The organism is Streptomyces formicae (genome assembly GCF_002556545.1).
Classification (GTDB): domain Bacteria; phylum Actinomycetota; class Actinomycetes; order Streptomycetales; family Streptomycetaceae; genus Streptomyces; species Streptomyces formicae_A.
This window is the reverse complement of sequence record NZ_CP022685.1, coordinates 7,128,035-7,142,313: the sequence shown is the minus strand read 5'-3', so window position 1 is coordinate 7,142,313 and position 14,279 is coordinate 7,128,035. Positions and strand designations below refer to the sequence as shown.

At 71.2% G+C, this 14,279-nt stretch carries 11 protein-coding genes; 7 read left to right on the top strand and 4 right to left on the bottom strand.

Going from position 1 to position 14,279, the window contains the following annotated elements:
• Window positions 1-41: 41 nt before the first annotated feature.
• Window positions 42-647, bottom strand: coding sequence for a hypothetical protein (locus KY5_RS31200; RefSeq protein WP_098245335.1), 606 nt, complete (start codon window positions 645-647; stop codon window positions 42-44).
• A gap of 249 nt (window positions 648-896) precedes the next feature.
• Between KY5_RS31200 and KY5_RS31195 the strand changes: the two genes are divergently transcribed.
• The 4 genes from KY5_RS31195 to KY5_RS31185 all read left to right on the top strand — a co-directional run bounded on the left by KY5_RS31195 (window position 897) and on the right by KY5_RS31185 (window position 4,390).
• Window positions 897-2,468 (top strand): amidase family protein, encoded by a 1,572-nt coding sequence (locus tag KY5_RS31195; protein ID WP_098245334.1) that lies wholly within the window; start codon window positions 897-899, stop codon window positions 2,466-2,468.
• A gap of 173 nt (window positions 2,469-2,641) precedes the next feature.
• The gene (locus tag KY5_RS42715; protein ID WP_234362939.1) at window positions 2,642-3,145 is read left to right on the top strand and encodes an MFS transporter; all 504 of its coding nucleotides are present in this window, start codon (window positions 2,642-2,644) and stop codon (window positions 3,143-3,145) included.
• Window positions 3,146-3,166: 21 nt separating this feature from the next.
• Window positions 3,167-3,880, top strand: a complete 714-nt coding sequence (locus KY5_RS42710; RefSeq protein ID WP_234362938.1) for a hypothetical protein — start codon at window positions 3,167-3,169, stop codon at window positions 3,878-3,880.
• Window positions 3,881-4,000: 120 nt separating this feature from the next.
• Window positions 4,001-4,390, top strand: a complete 390-nt coding sequence (locus KY5_RS31185; protein WP_098245333.1) for a VOC family protein — start codon at window positions 4,001-4,003, stop codon at window positions 4,388-4,390.
• Window positions 4,391-4,517: 127 nt separating this feature from the next.
• Here the strand turns inward: KY5_RS31185 and acnA are convergent, their stop codons facing one another.
• Together acnA and KY5_RS31175 are read right to left on the bottom strand one after the other, a co-directional pair.
• Window positions 4,518-7,232, bottom strand: coding sequence for an aconitate hydratase AcnA (gene acnA / locus KY5_RS31180; RefSeq protein WP_098245332.1), 2,715 nt, complete (start codon window positions 7,230-7,232; stop codon window positions 4,518-4,520).
• Between the two features lie 187 nt (window positions 7,233-7,419).
• A complete protein-coding gene (locus KY5_RS31175; RefSeq protein WP_098245331.1) occupies window positions 7,420-8,343 on the bottom strand; it encodes a sigma-70 family RNA polymerase sigma factor in 924 nt (307 codons plus the stop codon).
• A gap of 87 nt (window positions 8,344-8,430) precedes the next feature.
• Here KY5_RS31175 and KY5_RS31170 point away from each other — a divergent pair, with 87 nt between their 5' ends.
• A complete protein-coding gene (locus KY5_RS31170; RefSeq protein ID WP_098245330.1) occupies window positions 8,431-9,540 on the top strand; it encodes an alkene reductase in 1,110 nt (369 codons plus the stop codon).
• Here KY5_RS31170 and KY5_RS31165 read toward each other — a convergent pair.
• Window positions 9,522-10,532 carry a LacI family DNA-binding transcriptional regulator gene (locus KY5_RS31165; RefSeq protein WP_098245329.1) on the bottom strand — a complete coding sequence of 337 codons (1,011 nt, stop codon included), beginning with the start codon at window positions 10,530-10,532 and terminating at the stop codon, window positions 9,522-9,524. The genes KY5_RS31170 and KY5_RS31165 overlap by 19 nt on opposite strands.
• Window positions 10,533-10,685: 153 nt before the next feature.
• Between KY5_RS31165 and KY5_RS31160 the strand changes: the two genes are divergently transcribed.
• On the top strand, window positions 10,686-12,584 hold the full coding sequence (locus KY5_RS31160) for an amidohydrolase (RefSeq protein ID WP_098245328.1): 1,899 nt from the start codon (window positions 10,686-10,688) through the stop codon (window positions 12,582-12,584).
• A gap of 93 nt (window positions 12,585-12,677) precedes the next feature.
• Window positions 12,678-14,207, top strand: coding sequence for a helix-turn-helix domain-containing protein (locus tag KY5_RS31155; RefSeq protein WP_098245327.1), 1,530 nt, complete (start codon window positions 12,678-12,680; stop codon window positions 14,205-14,207).
• Window positions 14,208-14,279: the final 72 nt, after the last annotated feature.

Here is a 14,279-nt window from a genome sequence, read left to right as displayed (position 1 = left end):
CAACAACGCGCCCGCGCGACATCTTCCCCGTGCGAAACGTCCTAGCCGACCGACAGGCTCGTGAAGTGGAGCGTGACGGTCTGGGCGTTGCCGGTCTGGGGGTTGTCGACCTTGACGACCCTGGGCTCTTGCAGGGTGTACTGCTTCTTCACGGCGCCCGTGTGGTCCAGCACGCTGAGGGACGCCGTCTGGGGCTGGGTGCCGCCGTTGACCAAGTCGGTGAACTGCTGGGACTGTTCGGCGCCGCGGACCACGGTCACCGTGCCCGAGCTCTGCTGGCCGGGGATGAGCTTGTTGGAGGGGAACTCCTGCTCCGTGGGCTGGTCCACGTTCAGCGCGGCGACTTCGGCGAGGGACTCGGTGCCGCCGTCGACGCTGAACTGGAACGTGCTGTTGCTGAGGGCGTCGCCCTGCATGAAGTTGGTCTCCCCGCCTTCGGCTCGGGAGGACAGGTTCGAGTTGCCCTTGTCGTTCTTCTCGCTCTTCTCGCTCTTCTCGCTCTTCTCGCTCTTCTGGGACGAGCTGGCGCTCGACGCGTCGGTGTCCGAGGACTCGGAACCGCACGCGGTCAACAGGCCGAGGGACAGCAGGGCGGCGGTGGCCACCCCTGCCATGCGGCGGCGCGCACCGAAAGGGGAACGGGACATGGAGAGACTCCTTGAGCTGGGTGTCGGACGACTTGAGTCTGCGAGCCCGCCGGTCCCAGCCGCCACAAAAGGCGGGCAGAGCGGGAAGCTGGGACGCGCAACTCCCCTCCGACCAGGGGGAACGAAGCACGGATGGAACGCTGGAACGGGACGCCGCGCCCGGTGACCGACGAGGTGGTCGGCCGCAACTCGCCGCTCGGGAGCGTCGACCCTTGCGCCCGGAGCGGCCCGTGTAGTCGTCTGGGCCGCATGGGAAAGAGGAGCATTGCCGCAGCGACCGCCGCGCTTGTCGCGGGGTCCCTTCTGCTGGGCGTACCGCATGCCGGTGCGCAATCCGATACGCGATCCGGTGCGCGCGGCGCCGGGTCCTCCCCCGGCGCCGGGGTCGATCTGGACACCGTGACGATCCCTGAATTGCAGGCACGCATGGCGAAGGGTTCGCTGACCTCATCGGCGCTGACCCGGGCCTATCTGCGACGGATCGAGAAGGTCGACCCCAAGATCCACGCGGTCCTGCGCACCAGCCCGACGGCCTTGCGCGAGGCCGCCGCCAGCGATGCCAGGCACCGGAGCGGCAAGCCCCTGGGCCCCCTCGACGGCATCCCCGTCCTGCTCAAGGACAACGTGGACACCCGTGACATGCCGACGACGGCCGGATCGCTCGCGCTCGCCGGGAGCCCGCCCCGCACCGATGCCGCCCTGGTGACCCGGCTGCGTGCGGCGGGAGCGGTGATCCTCGGCAAGACCAACCTGTCCGAATGGGCCAACTTCCGTGGCGCCAAGCCGACTTCGGGATGGTCGGCAGTGGGCGGACAGACCAACAACCCGTACGTCCTCGACCGCAATCCCTGCGGCTCCTCCGCCGGGTCGGGCGCCGCCCTCGCCGCGTCCCTCTCGCAGGTGGCGATCGGCACCGAGACCGACGGCTCCATCGTGTGCCCCGCGGGGATGAACGGCGTCGTCGGCCACAAGCCGAGCCTCGGTCTCGTCAGCCAGTCGGGCGTGGTGCCGATCTCCGCCGAGCAGGACACGGCGGGGCCCATGGCACGCAACGTGACCGACACCGCGCTGACGTTCTCGGTGCTGAGCGGCGCCGAGCCCCAGAAGGCGGCGGACGACCGGGGCGCCGGCCTGCGCGGCAAGCGGATCGGCCTGTGGCGGCTGCCCTCGCTCGGAGCCGACGTGGACGCGGTGATGACCCGTACGGCGCAGAAGCTGCGCAAGGCCGGTGCCACGGTCGTCGAGGTGACGCCCCCGTACCAGGCGCGGCTCGCCGAACTCGAATTCCCCGCGCTGCTCAGCGAGTTCCACCGGGACATCGACACCTACCTCGGCACGCGCCGAGGACCCAAGGACCTCGCGGGGCTCATCGAGTTCAACCGCACCCACCCCGAGGAGCAGAGCTGCTTCGCCGGGCAGGAGCTGTTCGAGCAGGCCCTCGCGGCGCCGCCCACCACCGACCCCGAATACCGCGCGATGCGCGCCGAGTTGAAGGACCTCTCGCGACGCTCCATCGACGAGACCATGGCCGCCCACGACCTGGACGCCATCGCCTCGCCCACGAACCCGCCCGCCTGGACCACCGACTGCGCGCGCGGCGACAACGACGTCATCCCCTCCTCCACCCCGGCGGCCGTCGCCGGATACCCGTCCCTCTCGGTGCCCGCCGGGTCCGTGAAGGAACTGCCCGTCGGTCTGCTCCTGATGGCCGGTGACCGCCAGGACACCGAGCTGCTCTCGCTCGGAGCGGCGGTGGAGCACCGCCTCAAGGCGTGGCGTGCGCCGCGCTACCTGCCGACGCTGGACTCCCCCGGCCAGTAACTCGAACAATCCGGATGCGCAGGGACTGCCGGGCGACTACTGTCCCCGGCATGTCCGTGACCAAGTAACTCCAGGTGCCCCGCCCGTCCCACGGGCCGATGGCACGGAAGCGTCCGTCTTCCTCAGCCCCGCCGCCTCGCCGTGGCCAGGGGCCGACCTGGAGTGCCCACGTCATGAACCAGCTCCCCGTACAGGCTTCTCCGCGCCGCATGCCCGCGCTCGCGCTTCTCTCCCTCCTCCAGTTCCTCATCGCCGTCGACGTCACCGTCGTGAACGTCGCCCTGCCCTCCATCGGGGCCCACTTCGCGACCGGGACAGGATCCGTGTCCTGGGTCGTCACCGGCTACACCCTCGTCGGCGGCGGCCTGCTTCTGCTCGGCGGTCGCCTGACCGATCTGCTCGGCAGGCGGCGGATGTTCCTGCTCGGCGCGGTGCTCTTCGCCCTCGCCTCGCTGGCCGCGGGACTCGCGCCGAACCTTCCGACGCTGATCGCCGCGCGCTTCGCGCAGGGCGCGGGCGAGGCCCTCGCGTCACCCGCAGCCATGTCACTGATCGCGCTCCTCTTCCCCGCCCCCGCCGAGCGTGCCAAGGCGCTCGGCATCTGGGGCGCGATCTCCGCGAGCGGCCTCATCGTCGGCGTCCTGCTGTCCGGCGCGCTCGTCCAACTCCTCGACTAGCGCTGGATCTTCGGCATCAACGTGCCGATCGTCACGGCCGTCGTGGCGCTCACCCCGGCGTTCGTACGCCCTGACGGTCCGCGCGGCGCGGACGGGGCTGCCCGGCTCGACCTGCTGGGGGCCGTGCTCCTGACGGGCGGCCCGGTCGCCCTGGTGTACGGCGTGCTGAGCGGCTCGGCACCGGCGGTGGTCTTCGGCCTCGCGCTGCTCGCCGCGTTCGTCCTCGTCGAGGCCCGGTCGAAGAGCCCGCTCGTCCCGCTCTCCTTCTTCACGCACCGCACCCGCGCGGTCGCGAACGCGGCGACGGTGCCGCTCAGCGTGGGGCTCTCCACCACGTTCTTCCTCGCCACGCTCTACCTCCAGGACGTCATCGGACTCACCCCGCTCCAGGCGGGGTTGGCCTACCTGCCGTTCTGCGCCGCGCTGCTCGTCGCGGTCTCCCAGGTCTCCCGTCTGATCCGCGCGCTCGGCACCACGCGGACCTCGGTCGCCGGCCTGCTCCTGACGGCGGCGGGACTCGCCTGGCTGGCCCGCCTCCCCGACGCGGGCACCGCGTCCGGCGTCCAGCGCTCCGTGGACCAGCTCGGCGGCTCGCTCGGCCTCGCGGTCCTCGTGGGCGCGACGGTGGGCGGCGCGGGGGCCCAAGTGGCCGATTTCCGGGCGGCGTTCGCCTGGGCGGCGGTGGCCGTCCTGGTCACGGCGGCGGCCGTGGCGCTCGCCCCGCGACAGAGGTAGTCCACAGAATCAGCTCGACAACGCGAGGTCGTCGTGTCTAAGATCCACGGCGACATCGCGTGCCGGTCACCGACCGGGTGAGGCATGGAGGTGTCGGGAGATGCCTTATGGAGGCATTCCTTGTCAGTCGAGTTGAACCACACGATCGTCCACGCCCGGGACAACCGGGAGTCCGCCGCGTTCTTCGCGGACCTGCTCGGACTCGAAATCACCGGTGAATGGGGCCCGTTCGTCGCGGTGGCCCTGAGCAACGGAGTCACTCTGGACTTCGCCACCGTTCCCGCGGAGCACATCACCCCGCAGCACTACGCCTTCCTGGTCTCCGAAGCGGAGTTCGACGCGGCGTACGCGAAGATCAGCGAGCGCGGCATCACGCACTGGGCGGACCCGCACCAGAAGCAGCCGAACGAGATCAACCGCAACGACGGCGGGAAGGGCATCTACTTCCTGGACCCGTCGGAGCACGCGATGGAACTGATCACGATCCCGTACGGCGGCTGGCCGGCGTAGAGGGCCGGGGCCCCGTCAGGGGCGCGGGGAACTGCGCGCCGAGCCCCCGCTGAGCCGCACGGGAAAAGACGAGGGCTCGCATCCCCAATCCGGGGATGCGAGCCCTCAACTACCAACTGCGGCAAGCCTACTTACGGATCAGGCTGCGCAGCACGTACTGCATGATGCCGCCGTTGCGGTAGTAGTCCGCCTCACCGGGAGTGTCGATGCGCACGACCGCGTCGAACTCCACACCGGTGTCGGTGGTGACCTTGACCGTCCGAGGCGTGGAGCCGTTGTTCAGCTCGGTGACGCCCTCGAAGGAGAAGGTCTCCTCGCCGGTCAGACCCAGCGTCTCGGCGGACTGGCCCTCCGGGTACTGGAGCGGCAGGACGCCCATGCCGATGAGGTTCGAGCGGTGGATGCGCTCGTACGACTCGGCGATGACGGCCTTGACGCCGAGGAGCGCGGTGCCCTTGGCGGCCCAGTCGCGGGACGAGCCCGAGCCGTACTCCTTGCCCGAGAGGACGACCAGCGGGATGCCCTGGTCGATGTAGTTGCGCGAGGCGTCGTAGATGAACGAGACCGGCGCGTCGGCCTGCGTGAAGTCACGCGTGAAGCCGCCCTCGGTGCCCGGCGCGATCTGGTTGCGCAGGCGGATGTTGGCGAACGTGCCGCGGATCATGACCTCGTGGTTACCTCGGCGCGAGCCGTAGGAGTTGAAGTCACGACGCTCGACGCCGTGCTCCGTGAGGTACTTGCCCGCCGGGGTGTCGGCCTTGATCGCGCCGGCCGGGGAGATGTGGTCGGTGGTGACCGAGTCGCCCAGCTTGGCCAGGACGCGGGCGCCCGAGATGTCCTCGACGGGGGACGGCTCGTGCGCCATGCCCTCGAAGTAGGGGGGCTTGCGCACGTAGGTCGACTCGGTGTCCCACTCGAAGGTGTTGCCGGTCGGGATCGAGAGCGCCTGCCACTGGGCGTCGCCCGCGAAGACGTCGGAGTAGGACTTGTTGAACATGTCCTCGCCGATGGAGTTGGCGACGACGTCGTTGACCTCGGCCTCGGAGGGCCAGATGTCCTTGAGGAAGACCGGGTTGCCGTCCTGGTCGGTGCCGAGCGCCTCGGTCGTGATGTCGACCTTCATCGAGCCCGCGATGGCGTACGCGACGACCAGCGGCGGGGACGCCAGGTAGTTCATCTTGACGTCGGGGTTGATGCGGCCCTCGAAGTTCCGGTTTCCGGAGAGGACGGACGTCACGGCCAGGTCGTGGTCGTTGACGGCCTTCGAGACCTCCTCGGGCAGCGGGCCCGAGTTGCCGATGCAGGTGGTGCAGCCGTAGCCGACGAGGTTGAAGCCGACCTTGTCGAGGTACGGGGTCAGGCCCGCCTTGTCGAAGTAGTCGGTGACGACCTTGGAGCCGGGCGCGAGGGTGGTCTTGACCCACGGCTTGCGGGTCAGGCCCTTCTCGACGGCCTTCTTCGCGACGAGCGCGGCGGCGACCATCACGTACGGGTTCGACGTGTTGGTGCAGGAGGTGATGGCCGCGACCGTCACCGCGCCGTGGTCGATCTCGTAGGTCGAGCCGTCGGGGGCCGTGACCGTGGTCGGGTTCGACGGGACGCCGTTGGTGGTGGCGGGGGCGTCGGAGGCCGGGAAGGACTCCTCGCCCGCCTCGTCCGCGGTGTCGACGTAGTTGCGCACGTCGAGGGCGAACTGCTGCGCGGCGTTGGCGAGGACGATGCGGTCCTGCGGGCGCTTCGGGCCTGCGATGGAGGGAACGACCGTCGACAGGTCGAGCTCCAGCTTCTCCGAGAAGTCCGGCTCGGCGGCCGGGTCCAGCCAGAGGCCCTGCTCCTTGGCGTACGCCTCGACGAGCGCGACCTGCTGCTCGTCACGGCCGGTCAGGCGCAGGTACTTCAGCGTCTCGTCGTCGATCGGGAAGATCGCGGCGGTCGAGCCGAACTCGGGCGACATGTTGCCGATGGTGGCGCGGTTCGCGAGGGAGGTGGCGGCGACGCCCTCACCGTAGAACTCGACGAACTTGCCGACGACGCCGTGCTTGCGCAGCATCTCGGTGATCGTGAGCACGAGGTCCGTGGCGGTGGTGCCCGGCTTGAGCTCACCGGTCAGCTTGAAGCCGACGACGCGCGGGATGAGCATCGAGACCGGCTGGCCCAGCATCGCGGCCTCGGCCTCGATGCCGCCGACGCCCCAGCCGAGCACGCCGAGGCCGTTGACCATCGTGGTGTGCGAGTCGGTGCCGACGAGCGTGTCGGGGTAGGCCTGGCCGTTGCGGACCATGACCGTGCGCGCCAGGTGCTCGATGTTGACCTGGTGGACGATGCCGGTGCCCGGGGGGACGACCTTGAACTCGTCGAAGGCGGTCTGGCCCCAGCGCAGGAACTGGTAGCGCTCCTTGTTGCGGCCGTACTCCAGCTCGACGTTCTGGCCGAAGGCGTCCTTGGTGCCGAACTTGTCGGCGATGACGGAGTGGTCGATGACCAGCTCGGCCGGGGCCAGCGGGTTGATCTTCGCCGGGTCGCCGCCGAGCTCCTTCACGGCCTCGCGCATGGTGGCGAGGTCGACGACGCAGGGCACGCCGGTGAAGTCCTGCATGATCACGCGGGCCGGCGTGAACTGGATCTCCTGCGAGGGCTGGGCCTGCGAGTCCCAGGAGCCGAGGGCACGGATGTGGTCGGCGGTGATGTTCGCGCCGTCCTCGGTACGGAGCAGGTTCTCCAGCAGGACCTTCAGGCTGTAGGGAAGGCGTGCGGAGCCCTCGACCTTGTCCAGCTTGAAGATCTCGTACGACTCGTCGCCCACGCGCAGCGTGCTGCGGGCGTCGAAGCTGTTCGCCGACACGACAGTCTCCTTCATATATGTGCGCGTTTCCGTCACATCCTGCCGCCACGACTCCTCGTCGATCCGCTAAGGTAAGGCTTAGTTAGGTAACCCTTACCGAGTGGCGGCTTCTGGTGCGCCTCGGCAGATATCTCGATGTCGAGATAACTCTAGTACATGACCCGCCGCGGCGACGAGGTGCGCCCTCTCACACTCCCGCATGCCCACCTTCGGGCCTGTCAGGCACCCCGCCGAGCACGGCCAGATCGAGCGCCCGCAGCCGCGCCGGATCGGCGACGACCTCGTACGCCGCGACGCGGTCGCCCTCGACCCTGATGACGAGCGCGAGCAGCAGCCTGCCGTGCGGGGCCACGACCAGGCCCACCGCGCCGTCGACGAGCGCGGGCTCCGCGAAGCGGGCGTTGCGCCGGAGCAGGACCGTCTCGTCCGCCACCGCGCGCGCTCCGCGGATCACCGCGGCGCGGCCCGCGGGCAGCGCGGACAGGTCCGCCGTACGGACGACGTCGGGGGCGAGGACCATCAGGAGCGCCTCCAGGTCACCGCCCCTGGCCGCCGCGAGGAAGGCCTCCACGACGTGGCGGTGCGCGCTCAGCGTCGGGGCGTCGAGCGGCGAGGTGCCGCGGACCTTGTGGCGGGCGCGGCTCGCCAGCTTCTTCGTGGTGAGCGGCGTGCGCTCCACGACGGGTGCGATCTGGTCGAACGGCACGGCGAACAGGTCGTGCAGCACGAAGGCGACCCGTTCGGCGGGGCCCAGCCTGTCGAGTACGACGAGCAGGGCGCGGCCCACCGAGTCGGCGAGGAGCACCTCCTCCTCCGGGCCCGCGACGGCGGCGCCGGGCTCGGGCAGGTGTTCGCCCGCAGGTTCCTCGTGACGGGCCGCGGCCGAGCGCAGCTGGTCCAGGCAGATCCGGGAGACGACGGTGCGCAGCCAGCCCGTGAGGTTCTCGATGTCGCCCGCCTCGGAGCGGCCGAGGCGCAGCCAGGTCTCCTGGACCGCGTCGTCCGCCTCGGCGAGCGAGCCGAGCATGCGGTAGGCGACGCCCCGCAGGTGGCCCCGGTGCGCCTCGAAACGGTCCGCCAGCGATGCGTGCTCGTCCTCGCGCCCGTCCATCGGTCACCTTTCCCCGTCGTACGCCGTCACCTTCGTGTCCCTCGCGGCCGAGCCGCCGTGACACTAGCGCGACGAAGGAGCACCACCATGCCCGCCACCCTGCCCACCGCCCTCGACCAGCCGCTCCTGCGCGGCACCGTCCTGGGGGACCTCCGGCTGCCCAACCGCGTGGTGATGGCCCCGCTCACCCGGGCCCGCGCCGACAACCCCGGTCTCGTACCGAGCGAACTGCACGCCGCCTACTACGGGCAGCGGGCCTGCGCCGGGCTCATCGTCACCGAGGGGACCTGGGTGAGCGAGCGGGCCGTCGGCTTCGTGAACGTCCCCGGCGTCCACAGCGCGGCGCAGGTCGCCGGGTGGCGGCGGGTCACCGACGTCGTCCACGCGCTCGGCGGCCGCATCGTGCAGCAGCTCTGGCACACCGGCGCCGCCTCGCACCCCGACCACCTCGGCGGCGCGCTGCCCGCGGGGCCTTCGGCGATCGACCCGCGCGCGAAGTCCTTCACCCCCGGCGGGTTCAAGGAGACGGTCACGCCGCGCGCGATGACCCGCGCCGACATCGAGGCCACCGTCGCCGAGTTCCGCGCGGCGGCGGCCAACGCGCGGCGCGCCGGGTTCGACGGGGTCGAGATCGGCGCGCTCGGCGCGTTCCTGTTCGCCCAGTTCCTCAACCCCCGTCTCAACCACCGCACCGACGCCTACGGCGGGGACCGGGCAGGACGGCGGCGCCTGCTCCTGGAGGTCGTCGACGCGGTCGCCGCCGAGTGGGAAGGGCGGCGCGTGGGCGTGCGCCTGTCGCCCTACATGAGCCCGACCGAGCGCTTCGTGGTCGACGAGGAACTGCTCGCCGACCACGACGAACTCGTGACGGCCTTGAACGACCGCCCCCTGGCCTACCTCCACCTGCGCGGGCCCGACCTGGAACGGCCGGACGAGAGCCCCGACTTCGCGGCGTTCGCGCGCTACCGGAGCCGGTTCGAAGGACCGCTGATTGCGAACAACGGCTTCGGCAGAAAGTCCGCGAACGCCCTCGTCGGCGCGGGCTTCGCCGACGCGGTCTCCTTCGGCACGCACTTCGTCGCCAACCCCGATCTGGTCAGCCGGTTCGCGCTCGGGCGCGCTCTCGCGGCGGGCGACCCCGCCACGTACTACCAGGGCGGCGCCGAGGGGTACGTCGACTACCCCTCGGCGGGCTGAGCGAGCGACGAGGCCCGTACGAGGAGGGCGGCAGGGACGACGACCGGGCCCGGGGCCCGCACGGCGGCGCCCTCGACCAGGTCGGCGAGGAGGCCCACGGCGGCGCGCGCCGTCCGCTCCGGGTCCAGGGTCACCGTGCTCACGGGCGGGTCCGTCGCCGCGTACCCGGGGTCCTCGCTCGCGCACACCACGCGCAGGTCACCGGGGACGCGCAGGCCGAGCCTGGCGGCGGCCGCCAGGAGCTGGCGACCGCCCGGGTCGTACGCGGCGTAGACGGCGTCGGCGCGGCCTCGGCCGCTGAGCAGCGCGTCGAAGCCGTGCCCCGGCTCGTCGGCCACGTCGAAGGGCACGATCAGCGCGGGCGCGCCGCGCTCCGCGCACCACCGCTCGTACGCCGCCGTCACCGCGCGCGCGTAGTGCTCGCCGCCGTGCCCCGACTGGAGGGCGATCCGGCGGGCGCCGGACGCGGCGAGGTGGTCCAGGACCTCGCGCGTGGTCGCCTCGTGGTCGTTGTCGACCCAGTGGTCGCCGGGGCGCGGGTCGCCGGGGATGCCGTCGAAGACGAGCGGGATGCCCCGGGCGCGCAGCGCGTGGACCATCGGGTCGCCGCGCGGACTGTCCATGATCAGCATGCCGTCGACGGCGAGGCTGTGCCACGAGTCGTCCGCGGCGCGGTCGGCGGGCAGCGTGGTCAGGGCGTAGCCGCGCGCGTGGGCCGCGGAGGTGGCCGCGGTGAGGGCGCGCGAGAAGTAGGCGATCTCCGCGTAGTTCCAGGCGGTGGCGAACGTGGTGACGGCGATGCCGAGCGTGCGGCTGCGCGGCGGTCCCGGCGTGCCGTAGCCGAGCCGCGTCGCGGTCTCGCGGACCCTGCGGCGGGTGGCGTCGCCGACCCTGCCGGTGCCGTTGAGGGCGTGCGAGACCGTCGCGGTGGAGACCTCGGCCGCGCGGGCTATGTCGGTGAGGGTGGGCTTGTGCGGTGGCACGCGGCACATCGTACGGAATCCGTCGTCCGGGGTGGGTTCTGGTTAACGGATTACTCGTCGAAGGTCTGGTGCGGGTCGTGGGGCCGTCCGTGCCGTCGCTGCGCGGCGGGTTCCTCCCACTCGCCCATCCGACACCGTCACCCGTTCCGTTGGAGTGTGGTCATGCCTTTGCCGTACGTCTCCGGGCCGTCCCGGCGCGCCCTCCTCGCCGCCGCGGGAGCCGCGGGAGCCACGGGAGCCGCCGGGCTCGTCACCGTGGCGGGACCCGCCGCCGCCTCGTCGCCACGCCGGTCCGCCGCCCTCGTCCTGCACAACGCCCGTGTGTTCACCGGCACTTCGCACCACGGGCGGGCCGATGCCGTGGCCGTCGGCCGTGACGGACGCGTCCTCGCCGTCGGCACCGACGCCGCCCTGCGCCGTTACATCGGGCGGGACACCGACGTCGTGGACGCGCGCGGCGGCACCGTGATGAGCGGCGTGCACGACGGGCACGCCCACCCGACGAGCGCCGCGAGCCGTTCGCTGCGGCCGTCGCTCGCCGGGGCCGAGCAGACCGTCGAGGAGCTGCGGAAGACACTGACCGGGTTCCTGAAGGACTCCGCCGACCAGGAGCCCGACGGCTGGCTGGTGGTCGAGGACTGGAACCCGGTCGGCCTGCTGCCGCACGGCACGGCCCCGCACCACTCCATGCTCGACACGCTGCCGACCCGCCGCCCGATCGTCCTGAGCGGCGGCGACGGGCACAACCTGTGGGCCAATCAGCGCGCCCTGGACATCGCGCAGATCACCGCCTCGACCCCCGACCCGGTCGGCGGAAAGATCGTCAAGGGTACGGACGGCAAGCCGACCGGCGTGCTGAAGGACGACGCCCAGCCGCTCGTCATGCGGCATGTCCCCGAGCCCGACGAGACCCGGTTGGCGGACGCGGCGGCGAAGATCCTCGCCGAGGCCGCCGCGTCCGGGATCACCACGTTCATGGAGGCCGTGGTGGGACGGGGCGAACTGGAGCTGTACCGGCGGCTCGCCGAGTCGGACCGCCTGCTCCAGCGCTTCGTGCCCGCCCTGCGCATCGAGACCGACCAGACCAAGGACCCGAAGGCCGCGGTCGCGTACGCGAAGAAGCTCAGTGCGGAGTTCGAGGACGTACGCAAACTGCGCTTCGGCACGGTCAAGGTCTTCCTGGACGGCGTCATCGAGTACCCGGCGCAGACCGCGGCGCTCCTGAAGCCCTACCTCGACAAGGACGGCAGGCCCACCGACAACCGGGGCGACCTGTACGTGTCGGCGGCGGACTACGGACGGCTCAGCGCCGCCTTCAACGCCGAGGGCTGGCAGATGCACGCGCACGCCATCGGCGACCGTGCCGTACGCACCTCGCTCGACGGCTACGCCTACGCCCTGCGCAAGACGGGCCGCCGTGATCTCCGCAACACCACGGCCCACCTCCAACTGGTCGACCCCGCCGATCTGCCGCGCTTCGCCGCGCTCGGCGTCGTCGCCTGCATGCAGCTCCAGTGGGCCGCCCGCAACACCTGGACGATGGAGGCACTGCTGCCCTACATCGGCGCCGAACGCCACCGGTGGCAGTACCCGGCGCGCAGTCTCCAGAAGCGGCGCGCGGCGCTCGCGGGTGGCTCGGACTGGCCGGTCGACCCCCTACAGGTCTGGAACCAGATCCGTACCGCCATCGACCGCGAGGGCATGGAGGGCGGCGGCGACCTGTACCGCGCGCAGGAAGGTCTCAGTCGTACGTCTTCCCTGCTCATGCACACCGCGGGCACCGCGCGTCAACTCCGCATGGAGCACCTCACCGGGTCCGTCGAGAGGGGAAAAGCAGCCGACCTCGTGCTGCTGGACAGGGATGTGACGCGGTGTCCGGTGGCTGATATCAGTTCGGCCGAGGTGCGCCTGACGCTCGTCGGGGGCACAGTGGTGCACGACGCCGAGTCGTCGGCAGGTCGCGCGGCCGCCGCCCGAGTGACGCGGGCGGCGGCGGGGCCCCGGCCCACGTCGTACGCGTCGGTGCACGGCGGGCGGCACGCCTCGTGCGGCTGTGGCTGAACTCCCGTACGGGAAAGGCCCCCCGGACGGCCGATCCTCATATGGCCTACCCCAGCGCGTGCGTCATCTCATATCTGAGATAACCTGCGACACATGGCAGACGACTACCTCGAACGCATCGGCAAGCTCATCCGTGACGCCCGGCAGCACAGGGGCTGGACGCAGACGCAGCTCGCCGAGGCGCTCAGCACCAGCCAGAGCGCCGTCAACCGCATCGAGCGCGGCAACCAGAACATCAGCCTTGAGATGATCGCCCGAATCGGCGAGGCGCTCGACAGTGAAATCGTCTCGCTCGGGTACGCGGGTCCCATGCATCTGCGAGTCGTGGGCGGGCGCCGGCTCTCCGGCGCCATCGACGTCAAGACGAGCAAGAACGCGTGCGTGGCGCTGCTCTGTGCGTCCCTGCTGAACAAGGGGCGCACGGTGCTGCGCCGCGTCGCCCGCATCGAAGAGGTCTACCGCCTCCTCGAGGTGCTCAACTCCATCGGCGTGCGCACCCGTTGGATCAACGACGGCGTCGACCTGGAGATCGTGCCGCCCGCCAAGCTCGACATGGACGCGATCGACGCGGAGGCGGCGATCCGCACCCGCTCGATCATCATGTTCCTCGGCCCGCTGCTGCACGTCATGGACCGTTTCAAGCTGCCCTACGCAGGCGGCTGCGACCTCGGCACCCGCACGATCGAGCCGCACATGATCGCGCTGCGCCGGTTCGGCCTGGACATCGCGGCGACCGAGGGGCTGTACCACGCCGAGGTCGCGCGGGACGTCTCCCCCGACCGCCCCATCGTGCTCACCGAGCGCGGGGACACCGTCACCGAGAACGCGCTGCTCGCCGCGGCCCGCAGCGCCGGTACGACGGTCATCCGCAACGCGTCGTCGAACTACATGGTCCAGGACCTCTGCTTCTTCCTGGAGGCGCTCGGCGTCGCGGTCGAGGGCATCGGCACCACGACCCTGACCGTGCACGGCGTCCCGAACATCGACGTCGACGTGGACTACTCCCCCTCCGAGGACCCGGTCGAGGCGATGAGCCTCCTGGCCGCCGCCGTCGTCACGGAGTCCGAACTGACCGTGCGCCGCGTGCCGATCGAGTTCCTGGAGATCGAGCTCGCGGTCCTGGAGGAGATGGGCCTCGACCACGACCGCACGGCGGAGTACCCCGCCGACAACGGCCGGACGCGCCTGATCGACCTCACGGTGCGGCCCTCCAAGCTGGAGGCGCCCATCGACAAGATCCACCCGATGCCGTTCCCCGGCCTGAACATCGACAACGTCCCCTTCTTCGCGGCCATCGCGGCGGCGGCGCAGGGCAAGACGCTGATCCACGACTGGGTGTACGACAACCGCGCGATCTACCTGACGGACCTCAACCGCCTCGGCGGGCGCCTCCAGTTGCTCGACCCGCACCGGGTGCTCGTCGAGGGCCCCACCCGCTGGCGCGCCGCCGAGATGATGTGCCCGCCCGCGCTGCGGCCCGCCGTGGTCGTCCTGCTCGCGATGATGGCCGCCGAGGGCACGTCCGTGCTGCGCAACGTCTACGTGATCAACCGCGGCTACGAGGACCTGGCGGAGCGGCTCAACTCCGTGGGCGCGCAGATCGAGACGTTCCGGGACATCTGATCCCCGCTGCCCCGGGGACCGCTCCCTGAGGACGCCCGCCGCCCGCACCCCTTCGTGGGTGCGGGCGGCTCC

Excerpts from the sequence above, each read along its gene's own strand:
- KY5_RS31200 (WP_098245335.1), bottom strand. The coding sequence starts at position 647 with ATGTCCCGTTCCCCTTTCGGTGCGCGCCGCCGCATGGCAGGGGTGGCC.
- KY5_RS31195 (WP_098245334.1), top strand. The coding sequence starts at position 897 with ATGGGAAAGAGGAGCATTGCCGCAGCGACCGCCGCGCTTGTCGCGGGG.
- KY5_RS42715 (WP_234362939.1), top strand. The coding sequence starts at position 2,642 with ATGAACCAGCTCCCCGTACAGGCTTCTCCGCGCCGCATGCCCGCGCTC.
- KY5_RS31175 (WP_098245331.1), bottom strand. The coding sequence starts at position 8,343 with ATGGACGGGCGCGAGGACGAGCACGCATCGCTGGCGGACCGTTTCGAG.
- KY5_RS31170 (WP_098245330.1), top strand. The coding sequence starts at position 8,431 with ATGCCCGCCACCCTGCCCACCGCCCTCGACCAGCCGCTCCTGCGCGGC.
- KY5_RS31165 (WP_098245329.1), bottom strand. The coding sequence starts at position 10,532 with ATGTGCCGCGTGCCACCGCACAAGCCCACCCTCACCGACATAGCCCGC.
- KY5_RS31160 (WP_098245328.1), top strand. The coding sequence starts at position 10,686 with ATGCCTTTGCCGTACGTCTCCGGGCCGTCCCGGCGCGCCCTCCTCGCC.
- KY5_RS31155 (WP_098245327.1), top strand. The coding sequence starts at position 12,678 with ATGGCAGACGACTACCTCGAACGCATCGGCAAGCTCATCCGTGACGCC.